We start from the raw sequence: 21,626 nt of genomic DNA on the forward strand, positions 1-21,626 counted from the left end.
GCTTAAATTTCTAACAATGCTTTACAACACAAGTAAATAATAGTGCATCTTTTTTTTAAGAACAGGTGCATAATATAAAAATTTCTTCTCTCAAGAAAGCTGATCAAGCTTCAGAAAAGAGTAATTTGAACAATTGGTTACAGGATAGTATATGACTGCGGTGTCAAATGTTTATGCACAGCGCTTTTTAACAACAATATTCTTGATTTCATTTGGGATATATCTGTTCCTTGCAACAGTGACATATACTCCATTTGATCCAGGCTGGATGCATATTTCGAGTGATACACAACAGGTTTCAAATGCCAGTGGTGTAGCGGGTGCTTGGATTGCTGATTTGTTGTTTGGTTTTTTAGGTTGGGCAAGCTTACTCATTCCTGTATTTATTTTTATAGAAGCAGTCCAAGTGTGGTGGCCAAGAAGTTTTGTGAGTCGCCCGTTTCGTTACGCTGCTCAATTTTTTATTTTGCTTGCGAGCTCAAGCCTATTGTATTTGCTTTGGAATGTACCAGCAGACACATTAGCCAATGCTTCTGGTGGAATCATTGGTTATGAGCTCGGTGAAAGCCTATCCCAACTGATGAGTATTTATGGTGCAGTTGTATTTATTTTGCTCTTGCTCATTGTTCTATTTACCTTAGCATTTGGTATTCAATGGAACAGAACGTGGACAACACTCAAAGCCATACCTGCTTATTTACAAGATTTGTTTTATAAAAATGTTCCTGAAAGTGAATCTGCTTTTGATTTGACATCCCCTCAAAAAAATAAAAATCATGCGCATACGCATAAGGTTGAACCAATAACAGCTCAAGCTGAATTCGTTGAAGCTGATGATCAGGTATCAGTAAAAGAGCATTTGATTGTTAAAAATACTAAACATAATCAAACAGCTGAACGCTTATTTGATGACATGATTGAACAAGAAAATAAAACTCAACATCATGTTCAATTTGATCAAGATGATATTGATGATTTGGAATTTGAGCGGACTTTAGAAAAAGCACATCGTCTAGAACAAGACAGTCAACGTACTGTTTCATCTGGTGAAGTATGGAAAGCCTTGCATCAAGATCAAGACCATAATCGTGATATTGATGCCTTGATCAAAGCTTCAGAAGATCAAACTGAAGAAAAATATGCAGATCATTTACCACGCGAGCATCAACATGTTGTTGATCATAGGCAGATCAATAAAAAATCTTCGCTTGATTGGGATGATGATCAAGTGTTTGATGAGTTGCTGTCAGTTGTGCCAAATGGACAAACAGCCACAGATATCCATACCCCATTTAATACTCCTACGGCGCAGACTCAAGTGGAATCTGGTTATGTAGATACTGCTGTTCATGGTGGAGTAAGCTTTGCGAGTGGGGTGGCTGCAGCAACAAGTTCAGGGGTGGCAATACAAAATTTAGCCAATGAATTAGATGAGCTTGCATCGCTTGCAGATGAAGAGCTTACTGAAAGCCCAACTGCGTACCAACAAAATCAGCAATCTGCAGAAGTTCGCACAACCAGTAATTATGCTCAATCTACACCATTTACTCGTGCCAATATTCAAACTAATCTAAATAGTTCGACCTTGGTCAGTGAAGAAGAAAAGTCTTTAATTGTTGCAGATAAAGATGCATTTAGAGATGCTTGGCAAGAAACTGCAGGAAAACCGCTTGATGAGTCAGAAAATGAATTGGCAGCGCTGGATGATGAGTTTGACTTAGATGCACCATTAACAGATGCATTTGGTCGTCCGATGTCACGTGCAATGCAAGTTGCAAATAAGCGTCGAGACTTACCAACATTGCCAGGTTATGAATTGTTGGATAAAGTCGATCCAAATAAAAAAGTTAACTTTACCGCAGAACAACTGTCACGTTTATCAGAACTGTTAGAAATTAAACTTCAAGAATTTAATGTCAAAGCCAAAGTCATCGAAGCCCAACCTGGGCCAGTGGTTACACGTTTTGAGTTAGATTTGGCGCCCGGTGTAAAAGCCTCGAAAGTAACCAATATTTCCCGAGATTTAGCACGTTCTATGTCGATGGCATCTGTGCGTGTGGTTGAAGTGATTCCTGGGAAGCCTTATATCGGGATTGAAGTACCGAATAGCAGCCGTGAAATGGTACGCCTGATTGAACTGCTAGAAACTCCTGTTTTTAAAGATCCAAATGGATTGCTTTCAATGGCAATGGGTAAGGATATTTCGGGTAATCCTGTAATTACTGACTTAGGTAAAGCCCCGCATATGTTGGTTGCAGGGACGACAGGTTCAGGTAAATCAGTTGCTGTAAACTCAATGATCTTGTCGATGTTGTTGAAATATACACCTGATCAATTGCGTTTGATTCTGATCGATCCAAAACAATTGGAATTAGCGAACTACAACGATATTCCTCATTTATTGACACCTGTTGTAACCGACATGAAAGATGCTGTCAGTGCATTGAATTGGTGTGTCAATGAAATGGAACGTCGTTATAAGCTGATGTCTTTTTTAAAGATCCGTAAATTAGCAGACTATAACCGTAAAGTGGAAGAAGCCATTGCAAATGGTGAGGATCTCATTGATCCAACTTGGAAGCCAAGTGATTCTGCGACACAAGATAGAGCGCCGCGTTTGCAACCATTGCCTTCGATTGTGATTGTAGCTGATGAATTTGCAGATATGATCATGCAAGTGGGTAAAAAGGCAGAGGAAATGATTACCCGTCTGGCACAAAAATCGCGTGCAGCAGGAATTCATTTACTTTTAGCGACGCAACGTCCATCGGTAGATGTCATTACTGGTTTGATCAAAGCCAATATTCCGACTCGTGTGGCGTTACGTGTAAACAGCAAAATTGATTCTCGTACTATTCTGGATGGTGGTGGTGCAGAAGATCTCTTGGGTCATGGAGATATGTTATTCCTAGGTCCGGGTAAAATTGATCCTGAGCGTGTACATGGTGCATTTATTTCCGATGATGAAGTCAACCGTATTTGTGACGCATGGCGTGAACGTGGTGAACCGAATTATGTTGATGAAATTCTTACGCCGTTTGATGAAGAACCGGCCACACGTGGTTTTGAAGATGGTGATGGTGATCCGAACCGTGATGCACTCTATGATCAATGTGTTTCATTTGTCTTAGAAACACGTAAAGTGTCTGTATCCTCACTGCAACGTAAGTTTAGCTTAGGTTATAACCGTGCCGCCCGTATTGTTGATCAAATGCAGGAGCAGGGTATTGTCAGTGAACAAGGACCAAATGGTAAGCGAGATATTTTGGTCTAATTTAAACAGCTTGCAATGAGCTTAGGCTCATTGCAATGATGTAGGTTTGAGAAATAGGTCGATTAAATACAAGAGCCAAAAAATAGAAAATAACATGATAACTACCATTTGAGCTTTACTAAATTGCTTTTGTTCAATGACCATAAATTGATTGGCTTGCTGTTTGGCAAAACTGAGAGTTTTAAAGGCAGGTAGAGAAAATGAAATTCAATACAGTAATCGGGTCATAAGATTCAGGTAGTTTAATCAGTACTGAAAAAACAATAAATCCTATAGACATCAAGTCTTATGAGAAATTTTCTGTATATCCTTGTTGCTTGGTATAGTTGTTTAATTATCAAAAGTTTGTCATGTTAAACTTTATATCCAAAGTTTAAATACCTTTGTGTAGGCGATGCCTCACTTTTCGTAGGGGATGCCAAACCTTGTGCTGCAAACAAAGCAATGCTTTGTTTTTGCTCATGGGCGAGGGGGACGTCCTGTACTCACGACCAACAGAGATATTCGTGTCGCCCCGCAGTAGAATAACCATCTATGATTCAAAAGTAAAAAACGAATGAGTAATCAATAATTTCTAAAAGTTCCTACAAAAACATAATCTTCATTGATGATCAATGAATTGATGGAAATTACTTGTATGAATAATTAGGTGGTTTAACTATTGTGATCAGTATAAAGAATTTTATGGATGTACAGATATCGATGGAAAAACATGAATTTTCACACTAATATTAATCTGTCTCACTGAACGGAATCTGGTCCATGTTGATCGCATTATGTACGTTAATCTTTATTCATTTTTGTGCCCTGATTACACCAGGCCCTGATTTCTTTCTGGTCTCGCAAACCGCAATTAGCCGTTCAAGAAAGCAATCTATTTTTGTGGTTTTGGGGATTACCGCAGGGGTGATGTTTTGGGCTTTTTTAGCTTTGGCTGGGTTGAATATCATTTTTGAAAAAATGGCATGGTTAAAGCAAGTAATGTTGGTTGTTGGTGGGATTTATCTGTGCTGGTTAGGCTACCAAATGCTTAGATCTGCTTTGAGTAAGAAAGAGACTGTGTCACAGCATCATTTTGAGTTACCGCAAAGCAATCTACGTTTCTTTCTTAAAGGTTTCTTAACCAATTTATCAAATCCTAAAGCGGTGATTTATTTCGGTAGTGTATTTTCAGTGTTTTTAGCCAATCCACATTTAGATGGGGTGCATTCATTATTATTTATAATTGTTTCCGTAGAAACGCTGATCTGGTTTAGCTTTGTTGCCTTTGTATTTTCATTACCCAGCTTTAAAGCCGCCTACCAAAATGCCTCAAGATGGATTGATGGTATCTCAGGTGGGATCTTTACGCTCTTTGGTGCATATTTGATTGGCCATCGTTAAAAGCATGCTCCAAAATTTAAAAAAACCTGCTTGAAGCAGGTTTTATTTGGGTCTGTAGACATTTCATAAATGGCTTGCGTTGTAGGTTAAAATTGAGCAGGCAAGGCATGAAACGAAGAGAATAGCGAGACTATTTTCGAGTTTCATAACGTAGGCTGAGATAATTTTAGCCACAACCCTGAGCAAGAACAAAGCAGTGCTTTGTTTGCAGCGCAAGGCGCAGCGGGGACTAGTGTGTTTTTTGCCGTTACGTCGTTACGAACTACTTATTTAGAATGACTAAATTTCGTATTTCGCGCCTAGTATCGCCTAAAAAACACACGTAGTCGCAAACCTAGACGAATTGTCAACAGACCCTATGCTGTTCTTCGGAAATAATTTAAAAATTATTCCACGTCTTTGGTTAATTGATAAAGTTCAGCATTTGGACCTTCAATCTTTTCACCCGTTGCAAAACTACGTGCTTCTAACATATTTTCGCCAACAAAGTATTTGCGGTTATCTGCATTTTTATCTAGACCGATAATCGATCCAGATTCATCAAAACTAAAATGACCTTGAGTTTTAAATTCTTTGCCTTCACCTTTAACCCCTTCATATTCTTCAGTCAGTTCATAAGTGTGATCTGATTTGAGGATGAGTTTGGTTTTGATTCCTGAGCAATCAGCACACGGAAGTAAGCCTTTGTATTCCCCAGCCCAGTCCAAGCTACTTTGAGCATTGTGTTCTGAATCAATCGTTGGGGTTGCTGCTTCATGCGATGCAGCAGCCTGTGTTTGAGCTGTCGCTTTGATATCCTCTGATGCATTATGAGTCGGCTTAGAACAAGCGCTTAATGACAGCGCTAAAATAGACATGATGAAGAGTGTTTTTTTCATAACATAACCCAAATGAATAAATAATTATATGTGAATGATTTTATCCAGAATATAAATTATCTCCCTGATATGAAATGTGAATTATGTAAGAAATTGCTGAGTAATGTAGTTCGATGTTAAAAAGTTAGGCTATTATAGAGTTTCTCTTATTGTGCTATTTTAAGTAGTCGAATCTATGTCTCATTTGGCTGAATATGTTGCTCGTATTTACAATGAAAAAAACCACAATCAAAAAAGCAATGATTAAATTAAAATTGAAAATGTCATTTTGCAATGCGAAAAAAATTATGAGCAAGATATAGAGATCATTCAGACTAGCAAAATTTATACTTTTCAGATGGGACACAATTGAAACAAAGCATAGAACAAGACAATCAGTTGTTTGAAGTGGTGTCTTGTCTAGGAAGCTGGATTGAATATCAGGTCCTTCACCAGTTAAATGTGAATATTCAGCCGTAAAAAATTCATTTTGATAATCATTGTGGTGAATTATATTGGATTAACTATTTTAACCAAACGAAAAATTGATATATGCAAATTCATTGCAGAATTTCATCAAAACTGAATATTTACTGACAAGTTTTTCGATGAATTAATTTTATACAATTATATATTAATTGCTGGTTTTTTATACGAAGTGGATTTTTATCTGATCTATTGGTTGCTACAATCCAGCGCAAATTCTTTATATTTTGGTGTGCTGGGTGTTTGAAAAATTAGCTGAACAAAGTTTAGGCTGGATGGGATGGCAAATTGATAACCATTGGGATTTAAACATCGACCAATGTGTCATGATTGCAGCACCGCATACTAGTAATTGGGATGCACTATATGCACGTTTAGCGCTGAAAGCTTTGGGCGTTCATGTACGTATTACCATTAAAGACAGCTATATGAAATTGCCTTTTGGACCTTTTGTGCGTGCTATGGGCGGAATTGGGATTGATCGCCGTCCTAAGCAGGATGGAGAGGAACGTCCAAGTATGGTTCAACTGATGAGTGAGCTGTTTAAGACCCACCCTAAATTGGTGATGCTGGTGACTCCGGAGGGAACGCGTGCAAAGCAAGAACAGTGGAAAACAGGCTTTTATCATGTCGCCACTAATGCTGGTGTACCTATTGCATTGGCGTATATGGATTATAAAAATAAGAAAACTGGGATTGGTAAAATTGTTTATCCAACTGGAAATTATGAACAGGACATGGCTGAAATCATGGGATTTTATGCTCAGATCAATCCGAAACATCCAGATTTATTTAGTATAGATACTCGATTTACTCACGCCTAAAATTAATATGTTATATATCTTTGAGACTGATTTAACACAATGATAGTCACTGTAGTGTGGAAAAGCGGCGAATAGCCTATATGCTTTTTCACATTATTTTTTTAAATACCAAGATATAAAAGCACTATGATTTTAAAACATAATGCTTTGCAATATTCAACAGTAAGCGGCTTATTTATTTTTAGCGTTGCTTACTGTTGAGTGTTGTACACCGCCGAGAGATTCACAGGCTGTTTTATAAATATCGTATTGCTGTTGAACAACTTCGTCGAGAGGAATTTTAAATAGTTCATCTCCAGATTTATAGCGATCGATGTACTCAGTGGCTTTTTCTTTACTCACTACAAGTGAGCGTTCATGATAAGTATTAATTGAACTATGCGCTAATTCTGCTGTTTCAATATTATTACATTGAAATTGGCTAAGTAGTTTTTCCGCAGTTTTAATTTCACTAGATGTGCCAAGTACACATCCTGTTAAGAGAATACTGGCACTTAACAAAAATGAGTTTTTCATCACAGATATTTAAGAAAAATGAGTGGCGGAATTGTAGGATGAATCGGGTATTAAAAATAGAGCCGCTCGGATATTGTTTGCATTTTAGCAACCAGTTGTTGAATAAATAGCCAGTGAAATTCATTCAATTTTCTCTTTATTTTGCTAAAACAATGATGTTAGCAATAAGAAACAACCTGAGGCGAATAATAAACTCAGCACCAATTGTTTAAATTGTTTTTCTGATATTTTATAAAACATTTGCGCACCAATCAGCGCTGGAATACTCACTGTCAGTATGATGAGTGCAAAATAGGGGAGATGGATCTTATGGATGATTCCTTGCCACAAATAAATAATAATTGTGAATAATTGAATTGCAAAATTAAAATGTCTTAAAATATAACGTTGTTGTTGTTTGGGTAGGTTTTTAAGCATGACCCAAGCTGATGGTGCTGCACCACAAAAACCGCCGAGACCACCTAAAATACCACCAATAAAACCAATGCTTCCATCTGCAACTTTACCCAATGCTTGAATACGAGTAAACACAGGTGCAAAGAACATGGTTGGACACCAAATCACTAAAAATAACCCAAGAATGGTCTTAAAGGTATTTCCATCAATGAGGTGTAAAAGATAGGTACCGAGAGGTACACCGATCAATCCTGCAATAATATAGGGGAGAACAAGGGAAAAAGGGAGTTGATGTTTTTGTTCTTTTCCTAATGCAATGATATGACTCCATAGCGAAGCAAACACCACCAATGGTGCTGCCAACTGTGGTGGTAATACCCAAATCCAAAAAGACATCGCAATTAAAGCAAAGGCAAAACCGGTTAGACCTTGAACAAATCCGGCAATCATGGCACCGAGAATAAAAATAAACCAAGTCATTTTAAACAAAATTGGATAGAGTTAGAGCATAGCATTGAGATGAGTAATCTTGGTTGAATCAGCCAATTTTAAAAGAAATTATGGGTTTCCATCATGACTTATTTTGATAAGCATATCTGTATCGTAAACATGTATACCATTAAAAACGATCAGATCATGAATAAAAATTTATGTAATAAAAAGCCCCTGATGACAGAGGCTGGTAATTAATTAAATAGGAGATGAGTTGTATTAGTCATTGCTTGGTTTTAACGATTGCGTTAAACCATTAATATCTCCGCCTTTAATGCCTAACTCATTCATTAAGCTATCAATCAGTGGGGCTTGAGAACGATAGCGCAGCGCACTATTAACCACTTGATCAGACAAAGCAATTTGATTTTGTTCACCAGATTCACCTGTTGCATTTGAACCTGCCATACCGCCTAAACCATTGACTTGAAGAATCTTGATATCATCAATATTCTCCATTGGTTTAACACTTTCACGAATGATTTCAGGTAAGTATTTCAATAATGCTAAACGGATTTGCATCTCAACTTGTTCTGTTGATAGCACGTTGTTGGCTTCATTGACTGCACGTGTACCTTCAGCGTCGACTTGATATTGCTTTTCTTGTGCCGCAGCAAGCAACATTTTTGCATCTGCTTCACCTTTGGCTTTTAAACGTATTTTTTCAGCATCCGCTTGTGCTGCAATACGGACTGCTTCAGCATCATCTGCAGCTGCCTGTTTAGCGGCCTCTGCTGCTACAGTAATCGCAATCGCATCTGTTTCAGCAACTTGCTTTGCAGCCACCAATTCAACGGCTTTTAAACGCTCTGCACGCTGAGTTTCACGAACAGTTGTCACTTCTTCTTCCGCTTTTACAGCTTGTGCACGTGCTTGGTCAGCCAATGCTTTAGCTTCAGATTCAGCACGTGATTTTTCAGCAATCGCAATTGCACGATCTTGTTCGGCCAATTCAATGGTTTTCTTCTGTTCAACTTGGGCTTTTTGGATCAGCTGTGCTTTTTGAATATTTTCATTTTCAACATCACGTGCAGACGCAATACGCTTTAATTCGACTTCACGTTCAGCGGCAATCTGAGCTTCTTCTGCTTCGCGTTTTTTTGCGGCTTCTTGTGTTGCAATTTCTGCCGATTGCTCAGCTTTACGAATGGCGATTTCACGTTCTTGCTGTAGTTTTGCATATTCCTCTTCACGTAGAATTTGCAAGCGTGCTTGTTCTGTTTCTAAGTTTTTTGCTTTAATGGCTAAGTCATTGTCTTGTTCAATGTCATTGCGTTTTTTACGGCGGTCTTCAATTGTTTCAGTTAGTTTAGTTAAACCTTCTGCATCGAAAGCATTTTGAGGATTAAAATATTCAAAACTGGTTTGGTCTAAACCGGTCAGTGAAACCGTTTCTAATTCTAAGCCATTTTTAAACAGATCTTCAGAAACAACTTGCTGAACTTTTTGAACAAAATCAACCCGTTTTTCATGTAATTCCTCCATTGCCATTTCAGCGGCAACAGCACGCAGTGAGTCTACAAATTTACCTTCCACCAAATCTTTGAGTTCTTGTGGTGACATCGTTTTTTTACCCAAGGTTTGGGCGGCTGTCGCAATAGATTCAGCGGTTGGTTTAACACGTACATAAAATTCAGCCATCACATCCACACGCATACGATCACGAGTAATCAACGCTTGATCTGTGGCACGTTTGACTTCAAGACGAAGGGTGTTCATATTGACGGGAATCACTTCATGTAAAACTGGCAATACAATTGCGCCACCATTTAAAATGACTTTTTCACCGCCAAAACCAGTACGGACAAAAGAAACTTCTTTACTTGAGCGTTTATACAGGCGGGCGATAATAACCCCGATGACAATCAGTGCCATCAATATAATGCCTGCTAAAACAAGGATTTGATATAAATTTGAATTCAACATTTTATTATACCTAGGTTTGTTATTGAAAAATTAAAGTGGAGTTGCTTGAAAGCCTAGTTTTGTTCTTTGTGTCAAAATCACACTTTGACCTTGTTGGAAGATTTCATTTAATTCTGGTTCAACCAAAATATAATGTGTCTGTCCAAATTGATCGATAACTTTGGCTTGTGCAGGATAGTTTTGTTTTGCTTCGCCTAAAATAATCTGAGCTGTACGACCAATCAATTCGTCACTGTGAATTGCAGTGGTTTCATCTTTTGGTAAAATTTTTGCAATGAGTGCTGCACACACTCGCACAATCGGCATAGATAAAAAAAGACTGGCTGGCGCAATAATCCAAATTGAAAAATAATTTCCAGTGAAATTGAAAAAAATACTTTGCGCAATAAAACCAAATAACGCATAAACAGTTAGAAAAATGATCAACCAAACCAAGACGGGGACACGGCCAAGATAGAGCCAATCTAACAGCTGAACCAAAAGATTGTGATCTGTATGAATGTCTACATCTGCATGATGAGTTTCTAAGAGTTGATCTGGAATAAACTGGTCTAAGAAACCTTGTGAGGTTGAACCAATAATAAGGAGTAAACACTCCACAATACCCAATAAAAACATCAGGCAAAGACTCACGCTAAACAGTAAGTTGGATGAGTGTGTAAATAATTCCCACATATTGTTCTACTCTAAATTATTGTCGCGCGTTTTTATAAATAAAATTTTTAATTTGAACTGAATAATTAAATGATCATCAGTTAATTCAATTAATAAATTAAGTTTATCGGTTTTGTCGTATTGTTGCAACAAAATATTTTATGATATTAATTAAAATCAATATCTTATAATTTAATATATTGTTTCATATTATGAGAATTGGTTGAAAAGTAATGCTTGCATTTTAGCCAACTATTCCTTATAACTGATTGAGTTTACAGAGGGAACTGAAGACAAAAAAATACGCAATGATTGGGGTGATCACTGCGTAGAACAACGAATCTGCTTTCACAGTTCGGTTAAGGAGAAATGTTATGAACATTGGGGATTGTTCATAACTTAAGTTTGATAGTAGAGGTTCCCCTCTGTAAATTCATTGGTATTCACGTAAACAAGTGTTAAATCTCGTAAAGATGATTGAAATGTGATCGACATCAACTAAAAATAATACCTTAATAAATGTTTTTAAACATATTATTGACTGGAAATATGCTCTGTTGCGCTTTTTTTTAATCAGTTATTTATGTGATTTTTAAATGTAAAACAGACAGTTTCTATGCGCTATTAGGTTGATTTTTCCATATTTCAAATCTTAAATTGCATATTTCAAAAGAAATGATCAATTCGTCGTGGAGGACTGATTTATCTATTTGGTATCATCTTTAAAGAGGCACCATTTAAAAAATTATATTCGCAAATTGTAATTTAAAGACAATTCTATATTTTTTAATGAATTCTTCTTATTGCCGTAGCCATTAAAATAAACGCAAAACAATAACGTTTTTTGGGAATTTTGATTCAAAAATTATATTTCAGATCCTCATCTCAATTTTAGTGTTCGTTTTGCTTGCAATCATCCTGTATTTTTTCATAATAGCCTTAACTCTCATTATTAGCTTTTTACCATGTCACCATTAGAAATATTTGCGGTTATTATCAGTATTATTGGTGTCACATTGACGATTAAGCGAAATATGTGGTGTTGGGTATTTAATTTCTTTGCCTTTGTTTTATATGCCTATTTATTCTTTGAATTTAAATTATATGGTGAGACAATCTTACAATTGTTCTTTATGGTGGTGAATTTTTATGGCTTTTATCACTGGCTAAAAGGCAAGCAGCAAGATCATGAGATTCGAATAGAGCCGATTGCCGTACAAACCGTAATTCTACAAATGATCATCGCTGCTGTTGGAGGGGGAGTATTTGGGTTATCGTTGCACTATTTTACTGATGCAGCTTTGCCTATTTTAGATTCCCAATTGGCTGCATTTAGTTTACTGGCAACCTATTGGACCAGCCGTAAACATATTGCGACTTGGGTGCTTTGGGTCTTTGTTGATATTGTCTATGTCGGCATGTTTATGTATAAAGAATTATTCCTAACAGCTGCTTTGTATGCAGCGTTTGTCGGACTGGCTGCATTTGGATGGTGGCAATGGGAACAGGTCAAAAAGAAACAAACGAGTAGCATGTATAATGGAATTTAACATCATTTAAGGGGCTGCCATGATTATTGATTTTGTTCAATTACAAAAACAAAATTTTGAACAACTTGTTGAAAAAATCATGGCTCAACCTGAGCATTATCTTGACTTTGATTCAGTCTCTGATTTTTACAAAGCCCAATGGTTAGATCAATTTCCACAGGGTACAATTTGGAATACTTCTGGTTTGGATGATGGCGCAGAAGAATTTTGTATTCAGATCAAATTTAGAGAGCTGATTTTTAATATAGAAATTCAATCAACTTCTATCGTTTTAAAATTTAACAGTAAAAATATTAGAGTTTATAAAAAAATATAAAGCCAAGTATGTTTGTTAAGTGTTTGAAAAAAATATTTTTATTTGATTTTTACTTCAATTGTATTTTAGTAATTTTGGAGAGATGATGATAAAGTGATGTATGTACTGAATTTAAATAAAAGTAGTGATGGCTTGTTGTTTTAAAACAGTATGATGATTAATACTCAGGTCCCAGATCAAGACTAGCCTAATTGGATATTTCAATTTTTGACACGGCTGAAATTAACTTTTAGAAAGTTAAAATATAAAATAAAAATAAATTAGAGTAAATTAACAATAAAAATGATAAAGGCGGAAAATCTTATTTTAAAAAGTGCTTGTATCCAACTCAACGTATATGTCCAAATAGGCTAAAGGTTGACAAATAAAGCTATTAAAAAATAGTTGAATTCGGTCAAAGTGGGTAAGTGAAAATAACTTTACTCATTGAAATTTTAGGAAAACTTAAAATCTAAATTGATAAAATAAACGTAATAAAATGATAGTTCTTTAGGAAATATTTGCAAGGAATATGAAGGTTAATATCCTAACCTTAAGGTTTATTTAGAATAAAAATCTATGTTTTGAAATACACTTACATAAAATAGCTAGAATGTTATATTTAAGTGATAGATACAGATAAATAAAACAACGGATAGAAATTTACAAATTTATGGATTAGTTATTATATGAAACAAAAAAATAGAGTGGCAATACAGTGCTCAACGGAACACTTCATGCATGATGTCATGATTATGAATTGGAGTAATCTTAAGAAGTGTACTCTTGTGCTCCTCTTGGGAGGTGTTGCTGTTTTATCATGGATTGTCTGGTGGTTTTTTAGCAACGCTCAAGTTGAGCTACAAGCTTGGATTAATCAGGATTTTTATCCAACCTACATCAGATTATTGTCTTTTTCAGCATTGGGTTTTTTTACGCTTATTTTTATTATTCGTGCTTTAAATAAAATTTCTATTTTTGAAATAATAATACCGTATATAACCATCGCATATTTTGGTCTTATCTTTGTTTTTGGTGCACATTGCATCGGAGTTTTTAGTCCAGCATCAAGTGCAGGTTATGTCAGCTTAGTCACGGTGGCACTGGTATTATTTGAACGAAAAGTGGTGTATCTCATCATCATTCCAATCACTGGTTTTATGTTGATCAGCCTTGGATTAAGCCTAATGAATAAAATGACTTATGCACCAATTTTTAGTGAACACTTACAATCGATGTCGCTATATAAAAATACATTTTGGGTGTTTTGCATGTTGTATTTTTATATTCCGATTTTTTTTGCAAGTCTCGTTTTATTCGAGGTTCTCTTAATTCAATGGCGCAAAAGAGAGCAAATGATTCAGCGAATTAGCGTTCTAGATCCACTTACAGGTATTTATAACAGAAGGAGGATTGGTGAGAATATTGATTTATTAAAACAGCAGCAAAGCTCTTTTGCGATTGTGTTATTAGATTTAGATTATTTTAAGAGTGTTAATGATCAGTATGGACACGATATTGGGGATGCAGTTTTAAAACAGGTTGCAAAAATTTTGACTGAAAATATTCGTGAACAGGATGTTGTTGGACGATTTGGGGGAGAAGAGTTTATTATTCTCTTGAACAATGGTGCATTAGAAAATGCGCTGAGACTGGCTGAGAGATGCCGTCAAGCAATTGAAAAAGAAGAAATACGATTAGATCATCAACAGACGCTCAAAGTGACAGCTAGTTTTGGTGTCGCAGTATCAACGAATCCTTTTTTAACAACAAAAGAGGAGTTGATTCGTCAGGCTGATCAGGCCCTATATTTGGCAAAAAATAAGGGGCGCAATCAGGTTTGTCATTTCTTTGAAGTAGAACTTCCGCATTCATTTGAATATAAACAACGCCGTTAAACTGTTTCAAATTTTTTACGATAAACTAGACTTGTGATAAGGGTGATTAGACAAAGCACAACAATATAGTACACAGCACCAATATCACGATATAAACTTATCCATTGGACTAATGGCAGGGTCAGGCCACCTGCAATCGCGTATGCAACATTGTATGAAAATGATATTCCTGAAAAGCGAATTGGGGCGGGAAACATCTTGACCAAGCTATAGGAAACCACACCGACTGTGCCAGAAAATAGCCCAAGTAACATGTACAATCCGAAGATCGTTGAATGAGCGGTATGACCTAAGCTGTAATAAAAAATACTTGCGGTGATTGCCACACTGAGCGATCCCAAACAAATAACGCGCCCTGAACCAAAACGGTCAGCGAGCAAACCTGCCAATATACAACCCAGCATTTGCATGAGAATCGCCATGCTTTGCATCTGAAATGCGTCTGCACGTTGAAAGTTAAATGTGGTGGTCAGTAAATTTGGAGTAGATAGGATAATCACTACAACACAACCAGTTAAGAACCAAGTGAACAACATCCCAATTAAAACAGCAGATTTATGTGATGCCAAAACTTGCTTGATGGGTAGATCTTTTGAGAGTTCTTTACGCGCCTCCATCGCTTTAAATACAGGAGTTTCTTTAAGATAACTTCTTAGATATAAGGCAATTAATCCAAAAACTCCGCCGACTATAAACGGGAGACGCCAAGCCCAAGCATGGATTTCTGCTTCACTAAACTTAAGTGAAATAAACAGCGACATCACAGCGCCTAATAAGATCCCCAGTGACAAACCCGCGGTAAGCAAACCATTGGCAAAACCAATTTTCTTTGTCGGTACATGCTCTGAAACAAATGTCCATGCCGCAGGAATTTCTCCACCAATTGCAATGCCTTGAACCACGCGCATTAACAACAATAACAGCGGGGCAGCTAAACCAATGTCTGCATATGTTGGCATTACACCGATGAACAAAGTAGGGAGTGCCATCAGTAAAATGGATAAGCTAAACAGTCTCTTACGTCCTACGAGGTCACCAAAATGCGCCATGATCACGCCACCTAACGGACGGAAGAAATATCCTGCCGCAAAAATTCCATAAGTATTCAGCATTGCCCAAAATGGACTTAAAGAGCTCGGGAAAAATAGTTCAGCAATGATTTTTGCGTAAAATACATAAATAACGAAATCATAAAATTCGAGCGCACCGCCCAAAGAAGACAACGCAAGCGTTCTTTTCGCTTCCTTATTGAGGCCCAATTTTTCGTCCATGATGATGCAATGCCTTAAAATAGAGATTGAATGTAATCATTTTAATTGACTATTTTTTACTTAAAAAATCAATATTTATTTTTATACATCCTACTTATTTTTATATGTGATCGAGGTTATTTAAAAATCATTTTTCTTTAAAAGGATTGTACTAAGCTAAATTTCAATCGGGTTGAATATTGATCATTTACATGCGAATTAACCACGGAATAAGACTCAGAATAATACCGCATACAGACATAATCATTGTATTTTCAATAAAATAAGGAAAAATCATCAAAGTCATGCCACAGATAAAAGGTATATTCATTCTCTGTCTTTTTCCATAAATAAAATAGCCTAAGCCAATTGAGCTAAATATCAAGCCTAAAAATAGGGATGCTGTATTCATTATTTTCAACGATAGACTGGACGTTTGTTATTTACACGATCATGATTAAAAACGGCTTAAAAGACAAGCTGTCATTTGGTTTGGATAAATAGAAACTCATTTGTACATAATCACATACTTTTGCACAATAATTGAATTGGAAATCGCATTTCAAATGCTAAACTCATATTTATTCGATTTACATTTGATCAAGGTACAAGATAATGAGTGCCATGCTACCTGTCGCCCAACGTGGCGAAGACGTTTTAAAATTAATCGCAGTACCTGTGGCTGAAGCTGAGTTTTCAAGTACTTGGTTAAACGAATTATCCAAGGCCTTACAGACCACCATGTTAGAGCGTAATGGTGTTGGGATCGCAGCACCACAAGTGTATGTTTCTAAACGGGTGATTATTGTTGCTTCAAGAGCGAATCCACGTTATCCAGATGCTCCTGAAATGGATGCAATTACAATGATTAATCCTGAAATCTTAGAAAAATCTGAACAGACTATCTTGGGTGAGGAAGGATGTTTAAGTGTGCCCAATGAAAGAGGGCAAGTGGCTCGTGCTGAAGCAGTTACTGTACAATTTTTTACCCTTACTGGCGAAAAGATTATTCAGCAATTTCATGGTTTTCCTGCACGTATTGTGCAACATGAAATCGACCATTTAAATGGGGTTCTGTTTGTTGAAAGACTTTAAACTGAACAAGCTTGGCTAAAATTTCATCTTGAATTTTATCTTTCACTTTAGCCAAGCTTTTCTAAGCAGAATTGTTAATTGGACTTTGCACGCTGCAACGCACCATTCCATAAGCTTAGGTGATATTGTCTTTGGTCTGCGCTCATCTTCGGCTCAAAAGCACGATCTAATTGCCAAGATTCGGAAATTTCACTGAGATTATTAAAAACACCTGCCTTTAATCCTGCTAATGCCGCAGCGCCCCAAGCGGTAGATTCTAAAAGTTTAGGGCGTAGCACAGGTACATTTAAAATATCTGCCTGAAATTGCATTAGCATATCATTTTGACTTGCACCACCATCCACACGTAATTGTTTTAAGGGGTGGGCGATATCTGATTGCATTGCAGTTAAAACGTCTGAAACTTGAAAAGCAATTGATTCTAAGGCAGCTCTGGCAATATGTGATTTATTGGTTCCACGTGACATTCCACAGAGTAAAGCGCGTGCTTCACTATCCCAATGTGGTGCTCCTAGACCTGTAAATGCAGGAACCAGAACGACACCATCTGTAGTGTCGACTTGGCAAGCTAACTTTTCAACTTCAGCACTATTTTTGATAATTCCTAAACCATCTCTTAACCATTGCACAATCGCCCCAGCCATAAATACACTGCCTTCTAAGGCATAATGCGATTGGTCCTGGCATTTCCATGCTAAGGTGGTGAGTAATTTATTTTTGCTATATTGAATATCAGTTCCTGTATTGAACAGCATAAAGCAGCCTGTCCCATAAGTATTTTTGGCTGTTCCAGCTTCAAAGCATGATTGCCCAAAGAGTGCAGACTGTTGATCCCCTAATACACCACAAATTGGAATTTCCGCACCAAGAAGCCCTGTGGCTGTATTGGCAATATAACAATCGGATTGAATGATTTTAGGTAGAACACTCACCGGGATATTAAAAAATTCAATTAATTCAGCATCCCATTGCTGTGTTTTTAAATTCATCAGCATGGTGCGTGAAGCATTACTTGCTTCGATGACATGCTCTGAACCTTGGGTTAAATTCCAAATTAACCAGCTGTCGACTGTCCCGAATGCCACATGATTTTGTTCAGCAAGCGCTCTTAAGCCTTGTATATTTTCCAATAACCAAACCAGTTTTCCAGCACTAAAATAAGGATCTATTCTTAATCCGGTTTTTTTGTGTATTTTTTCAGATAAATTGTTTTGAACTAACTGATTGCACCAGTCTGTAGCGCGTCGGTCTTGCCATACAATGGCAGGAGCAAGTGGTTTTCCTGTTCTCTTATCCCAAACCACCGTAGTTTCACGTTGGTTGGTTAAACCAAGTGCTTTAATGTCTTTGGCCAATAGTCTTGCCGATGCGATTGCTTGCTGTACGACGGTGATTTGTGTTGTCCAAATCTCCATCGCATCTTGTTCAACCCATCCAGAATGCGGGGTTTTAATTTGGGTTTCGCGTTGAGCAGAGGCATATACCTTTCCACGCTCATCGAAGATAATTGCTCTGCTAGAGGTCGTTCCTTGATCAAGTGAGAGTAAATAGCTCATCTTTTTTATATTTGTCCCTTGAAAAATAGTGATAGTAGCGCAATTATAGAACTAGGCGCATCATTTGATATAAATGTAGTGAATTATCTGCTTAATTTGCAACAATTATGTTATGATAGCTGTGTTATCTGGGGATGTTATTGGCTTCGACGCCGATGATGAAGCTCATAGATGCATGCCGAGAGCGCATTTTCTCTCGTAAATCAAATTTGCATATTTTAGTCGCAAACGACGAATCTTACGCTCTAGCTGCCTAAGGGCAGCTTGTCCGCTTCACTGAATACTTGTGGTCAGTGGACCCGACTGTAGCGCACGCACACAAGTCCGTATAAAGTCAAGCCTCGGGGCTTTATACTAAACTTAGAGGATCGCGTTTTGTACCCTGTTCGTCGGGTCACTTAATGTTAAAATAATTGACGATATCTAAGCATGTAGTATTCTCGAGTGTAGTGTTGGCGGACGCGGGTTCAACTCCCGCCATCTCCACCAAATTTGTAAATCATGATCTATCACTTAGTTATACGATGTATCATGAAACTTAATAAAGCCTTGAAATTTAACAGTTTCAGGGCTTTTTTAATGCCTAAATTACTATCACACTCTATCACTAACATCATTTGAGAATAATGCACTATCACGATATGATGTTACACAGGAGTGACACACGTGTAACAGGTGATACATGCTTTCAGATTCACAAGTAAAAAGTCTAAAACCAAAAGAACAACGATATTCTCTTGCTGATGGTGAGGGCTTATCTATTGATGTGTCACCAACAGGTAAGAAAAAATGGATTGTTTCCTATCGAGTAAATGGTAAACAAACAAGAAAAAGTCTCGGTGAATATCCTGATCTCGGATGTAAGGATGCTCGGCAACTGGCAAGACAATTTAAATCAGAAGCTCAAGGCAAAACCTTAGACTCGCCACCTGTCAAAGCTGTCATTGATGAGTGGCTTAAACTCATGACGCCTAGATGGTCGAGCAAAAAGTATGTAGATACAGTGATCTATCGCTTGAATTACATTACGGAAGATTTCTCGAATCAACCAATTGATGAGGTCGAAAGAAAAACGATTGTAAAAAAAGTAAAAGAAATCGTGAATAAGGGAACACTTGAAACTGCTAAACGCTCACTTCGATTACTAAATGAAATCTTTAACTTTGCTATTGCTTCAGACTATACCCAAAAAAATCCATGTACTTTGATTTCTGATGTCATCCCACAGCAAACCGTTCGTAATATGCCGAGTCTTGATGCAGAGCAAATGCCTGAATTTTGGAAGCGTGTAACACAAAGCAATGTTACACCAGAACTGTTACACGCACTTAAGCTCGCATGTTACACAGCCGTTCGTATTTCTGAGTTACTTCAATCCCGTTGGGATAGTGGCGAAATCGATTTAGAAAATAGACAGTGGGTGATTCCAGCATCTCGTATGAAAATGCGTAGAGATCATGTTGTACCTTTGACTGATCAAACTTACTCGCTATTTAAAGAGCTATATGATCATAAGACAGATAATGGATATATTTTTAAGCACACTCGCAATCATGGTGAGCATGTTCGTTCTGAAAGTATTCTAGCAATTATTAAGCGAAATGGTTATGCTGGTCAGATGGTAACACATGGATTTCGCTCATTATTCTCAACCCACACCAATAACTCAAAACTATTCAGGCCTGATGTAATTGAATATCAAATTGCTCACGTTCCTAAAGATCGTATTCGCGGTATTTACAACAGAGCTGAATATTGGGATGAAAGGGTAGAGTTGATGAAGTGGTATTCTGAACAAGTTGATAAATGGATGAAAGGCGCTAATTAAGCGCCTTCCTTTAATATTTCTTTTTTCATTCGTACCACGGTTGATGCAGTATATTTTTTCTGAACACCAAACTCTTGATCGGGTGGATATTTCTCTAAATAGTATTTTTTAAAAGTATTTAGACACACACCTAATTCACTCGCTACTTGCGTCATAGAGTACCATTTCATCAACCTTCCTCCTTTTCTTCTTTCAATCTTTTCACAATCGCTTGCTTGGCTTTTAAAAGAAATTCATCACGCTCATCATCATTAAATTTTCCATCGCCTTGCATTTCTTCTGAATAGAAAATTGTCTCTTCACCACAATCAGGATAATCAACTCTAAATTCGCCATGTCTTAAGCGGAGATAGCCAACTTGTTTACCCTTATAGAAAGCATCGTATTGTTCAGGTGATTCACCACAGGTTTTTACAAGGTCGATTTCTTCAGTTTGAATTGTCATGATCAGGCTCCTTGTGTTCTGTCACGATATTCACACCACAGAAAGGGCAATAATTCAAAGCAACACGATTTTTCTTAAATCGACCTGCGACAATTTCAAGACGTGAGGATTTTCGATCAGAGGTTGTCATGACGTTAGCTTCAATATCACCATAATGATGGGTAGTTACTTCTTTTAAAGATTCACACATATTTAACCAGTTGCCATTGTTCACGCATTTCTTAGTCATGACTTGGCTCCTGTGCTTCGATTGCTTTTAGAACCTGTTTTTCGGCCACGGTGTAGTGATCAAACCACGTTGACGGCTCACCTGTTATGTCATACACAGATGATGTCTCTTCATTCATCATTGCATCGCCAGCGTTTGAGATTACGTCTCGCAAGTCTTTTATCTTAACCAAAACAAACCCTTCAGGCACCGATTGGGGTTTGGCTGCTTGCCATGCTTCCCAAGAGACATTTATCTTTAACGAGTCGCTAAAAGAGTAACCGCTAAGTGTTCTAAATTCAGCTAAATCGCTTTGCTTCAAGCCTGTATGATTTCTACAATACCACGCTTCAAACGCCTCTCTTTCTTTCTGAATATCCATCACGCCACCATCCTATAAATACGTCGAACCTCAATATTTAGGTCATCCATAAAACTGCGACCATCCCTTAACCACACCTTGAGCATTAACTCATAACGCTCTTGGGCTTCTTTATTCATCACACCTTTATTACTGACGAATAATGATTTCTTGTTCTTTTTGCTAAGGTAAAAACCTTTTTCTGTACCTTTAACTGAAAACCCAGCATTGCAATTAAATACAATGAATTTTTCAGTGAGTGGTTCTGGTAAAATTTTGATTTCTATCATCACAACCACCACGCCATTTTTATCAAGTGAAAGTAAAGTTTT

Annotated in this window: 21 protein-coding genes and 1 other RNA gene; 9 read left to right on the forward strand and 13 right to left on the reverse strand. The window is 37.2% G+C overall.

Translation table 11 applies throughout. The features are described 5' to 3' along the window. The first annotated feature begins 151 nt into the window (after positions 1-151). Both AC4CVF_RS01230 and rhtC read left to right on the forward strand, forming a co-directional pair. Positions 152-3,274 carry a DNA translocase FtsK gene (locus AC4CVF_RS01230; RefSeq protein WP_336952046.1) on the forward strand — a complete coding sequence of 1,041 codons (3,123 nt, stop codon included), beginning with the start codon at positions 152-154 and terminating at the stop codon, positions 3,272-3,274. 762 nt (positions 3,275-4,036) lie between these two features. After that, positions 4,037-4,657 (forward strand): threonine export protein RhtC, encoded by a 621-nt coding sequence (rhtC, locus tag AC4CVF_RS01235; RefSeq protein ID WP_151957848.1) that lies wholly within the window; start codon positions 4,037-4,039, stop codon positions 4,655-4,657. 386 nt (positions 4,658-5,043) lie between these two features. On the opposite strand, the gene AC4CVF_RS01240 is transcribed toward rhtC, so the two are convergent. After that, entirely contained in the window at positions 5,044-5,535 is a 492-nt protein-coding gene (locus AC4CVF_RS01240) for a copper resistance protein NlpE (protein WP_419361375.1), read from the reverse strand. A 704-nt stretch (positions 5,536-6,239) separates the two neighbouring features. On the opposite strand from AC4CVF_RS01240, the gene AC4CVF_RS01245 reads away from it, so the two are divergent. Further along, positions 6,240-6,824 carry a 1-acyl-sn-glycerol-3-phosphate acyltransferase gene (locus AC4CVF_RS01245; RefSeq protein ID WP_419328221.1) on the forward strand — a complete coding sequence of 195 codons (585 nt, stop codon included), beginning with the start codon at positions 6,240-6,242 and terminating at the stop codon, positions 6,822-6,824. 171 nt (positions 6,825-6,995) lie between these two features. On the opposite strand, the gene AC4CVF_RS01250 is transcribed toward AC4CVF_RS01245, so the two are convergent. From AC4CVF_RS01250 to AC4CVF_RS01265, 4 genes are all read right to left on the reverse strand, one after another. Continuing rightward, the gene (locus AC4CVF_RS01250) at positions 6,996-7,340 is read right to left on the reverse strand and encodes a hypothetical protein (RefSeq protein WP_419361372.1); all 345 of its coding nucleotides are present in this window, start codon (positions 7,338-7,340) and stop codon (positions 6,996-6,998) included. Positions 7,341-7,484: 144 nt separating this feature from the next. Then, positions 7,485-8,216: a sulfite exporter TauE/SafE family protein gene (locus AC4CVF_RS01255; protein ID WP_419820046.1), complete on the reverse strand. Its 732-nt coding sequence runs from the start codon at positions 8,214-8,216 to the stop codon at positions 7,485-7,487. A gap of 231 nt (positions 8,217-8,447) precedes the next feature. After that, the gene (locus tag AC4CVF_RS01260) at positions 8,448-10,154 is read right to left on the reverse strand and encodes a flotillin family protein (RefSeq protein WP_336952040.1); all 1,707 of its coding nucleotides are present in this window, start codon (positions 10,152-10,154) and stop codon (positions 8,448-8,450) included. Positions 10,155-10,184: 30 nt separating this feature from the next. After that, a complete protein-coding gene (locus tag AC4CVF_RS01265; protein ID WP_419328225.1) occupies positions 10,185-10,829 on the reverse strand; it encodes a YqiJ family protein in 645 nt (214 codons plus the stop codon). 944 nt (positions 10,830-11,773) lie between these two features. On the opposite strand from AC4CVF_RS01265, the gene pnuC reads away from it, so the two are divergent. From pnuC to AC4CVF_RS01280, 3 genes are all read left to right on the forward strand, one after another. Next, complete coding sequence (pnuC, locus tag AC4CVF_RS01270) at positions 11,774-12,358, forward strand: nicotinamide riboside transporter PnuC (RefSeq protein ID WP_490788770.1); 585 nt, start codon at positions 11,774-11,776, stop codon at positions 12,356-12,358. Positions 12,359-12,377: 19 nt separating this feature from the next. Beyond that, positions 12,378-12,674, forward strand: coding sequence for a hypothetical protein (locus AC4CVF_RS01275; protein ID WP_336952037.1), 297 nt, complete (start codon positions 12,378-12,380; stop codon positions 12,672-12,674). A gap of 734 nt (positions 12,675-13,408) precedes the next feature. Further along, positions 13,409-14,551: a GGDEF domain-containing protein gene (locus AC4CVF_RS01280; protein WP_336952036.1), complete on the forward strand. Its 1,143-nt coding sequence runs from the start codon at positions 13,409-13,411 to the stop codon at positions 14,549-14,551. On the opposite strand, the gene AC4CVF_RS01285 is transcribed toward AC4CVF_RS01280, so the two are convergent. Both AC4CVF_RS01285 and AC4CVF_RS01290 read right to left on the reverse strand, forming a co-directional pair. Next, positions 14,548-15,822, reverse strand: coding sequence for an MFS transporter (locus AC4CVF_RS01285; RefSeq protein WP_419361362.1), 1,275 nt, complete (start codon positions 15,820-15,822; stop codon positions 14,548-14,550). The two genes, AC4CVF_RS01280 and AC4CVF_RS01285, sit on opposite strands and share 4 nt — an antisense overlap. A 187-nt stretch (positions 15,823-16,009) precedes the next feature. Continuing rightward, on the reverse strand, positions 16,010-16,213 hold the full coding sequence (locus tag AC4CVF_RS01290) for an amino acid transport protein (protein ID WP_419328228.1): 204 nt from the start codon (positions 16,211-16,213) through the stop codon (positions 16,010-16,012). Between the two features lie 203 nt (positions 16,214-16,416). Here AC4CVF_RS01290 and def point away from each other — a divergent pair, with 203 nt between their 5' ends. Further along, positions 16,417-16,896: a peptide deformylase gene (gene def / locus AC4CVF_RS01295; RefSeq protein WP_419361360.1), complete on the forward strand. Its 480-nt coding sequence runs from the start codon at positions 16,417-16,419 to the stop codon at positions 16,894-16,896. Between the two features lie 74 nt (positions 16,897-16,970). Here def and glpK read toward each other — a convergent pair whose 3' ends face one another. Continuing rightward, a complete protein-coding gene (gene glpK, locus AC4CVF_RS01300) occupies positions 16,971-18,452 on the reverse strand; it encodes a glycerol kinase GlpK (RefSeq protein ID WP_419328229.1) in 1,482 nt (493 codons plus the stop codon). A 130-nt stretch (positions 18,453-18,582) separates the two neighbouring features. Here glpK and ssrA point away from each other — a divergent pair. Beyond that, positions 18,583-18,941, forward strand: a transfer-messenger RNA (tmRNA) gene (ssrA, locus tag AC4CVF_RS01305). A gap of 193 nt (positions 18,942-19,134) precedes the next feature. Next, on the forward strand, positions 19,135-20,280 hold the full coding sequence (locus tag AC4CVF_RS01310; RefSeq protein WP_315080276.1) for a tyrosine-type recombinase/integrase: 1,146 nt from the start codon (positions 19,135-19,137) through the stop codon (positions 20,278-20,280). Here AC4CVF_RS01310 and AC4CVF_RS01315 read toward each other — a convergent pair. From AC4CVF_RS01315 to AC4CVF_RS01335, 5 genes are read right to left on the reverse strand one after another with little or no spacing between them, the layout of a single operon-like run. Continuing rightward, positions 20,277-20,450 (reverse strand): hypothetical protein, encoded by a 174-nt coding sequence (locus tag AC4CVF_RS01315; protein ID WP_004723623.1) that lies wholly within the window; start codon positions 20,448-20,450, stop codon positions 20,277-20,279. The two genes, AC4CVF_RS01310 and AC4CVF_RS01315, sit on opposite strands and share 4 nt — an antisense overlap. Further along, a complete protein-coding gene (locus AC4CVF_RS01320; RefSeq protein WP_490788771.1) occupies positions 20,450-20,725 on the reverse strand; it encodes a hypothetical protein in 276 nt (91 codons plus the stop codon). Before AC4CVF_RS01320 ends, AC4CVF_RS01315 begins: the two co-directional genes overlap by 1 nt. Further along, positions 20,709-20,954 carry a hypothetical protein gene (locus tag AC4CVF_RS01325; RefSeq protein ID WP_419304978.1) on the reverse strand — a complete coding sequence of 82 codons (246 nt, stop codon included), beginning with the start codon at positions 20,952-20,954 and terminating at the stop codon, positions 20,709-20,711. Before AC4CVF_RS01325 ends, AC4CVF_RS01320 begins: the two co-directional genes overlap by 17 nt. Beyond that, a complete protein-coding gene (locus AC4CVF_RS01330; protein WP_490788772.1) occupies positions 20,947-21,315 on the reverse strand; it encodes a hypothetical protein in 369 nt (122 codons plus the stop codon). Before AC4CVF_RS01330 ends, AC4CVF_RS01325 begins: the two co-directional genes overlap by 8 nt. Next, positions 21,315-21,584 carry a hypothetical protein gene (locus AC4CVF_RS01335; RefSeq protein WP_490788773.1) on the reverse strand — a complete coding sequence of 90 codons (270 nt, stop codon included), beginning with the start codon at positions 21,582-21,584 and terminating at the stop codon, positions 21,315-21,317. Before AC4CVF_RS01335 ends, AC4CVF_RS01330 begins: the two co-directional genes overlap by 1 nt. Between the last annotated feature and the right edge of the window lie 42 nt (positions 21,585-21,626).

The organism is Acinetobacter sp. LipI_19, assembly GCF_058242925.1.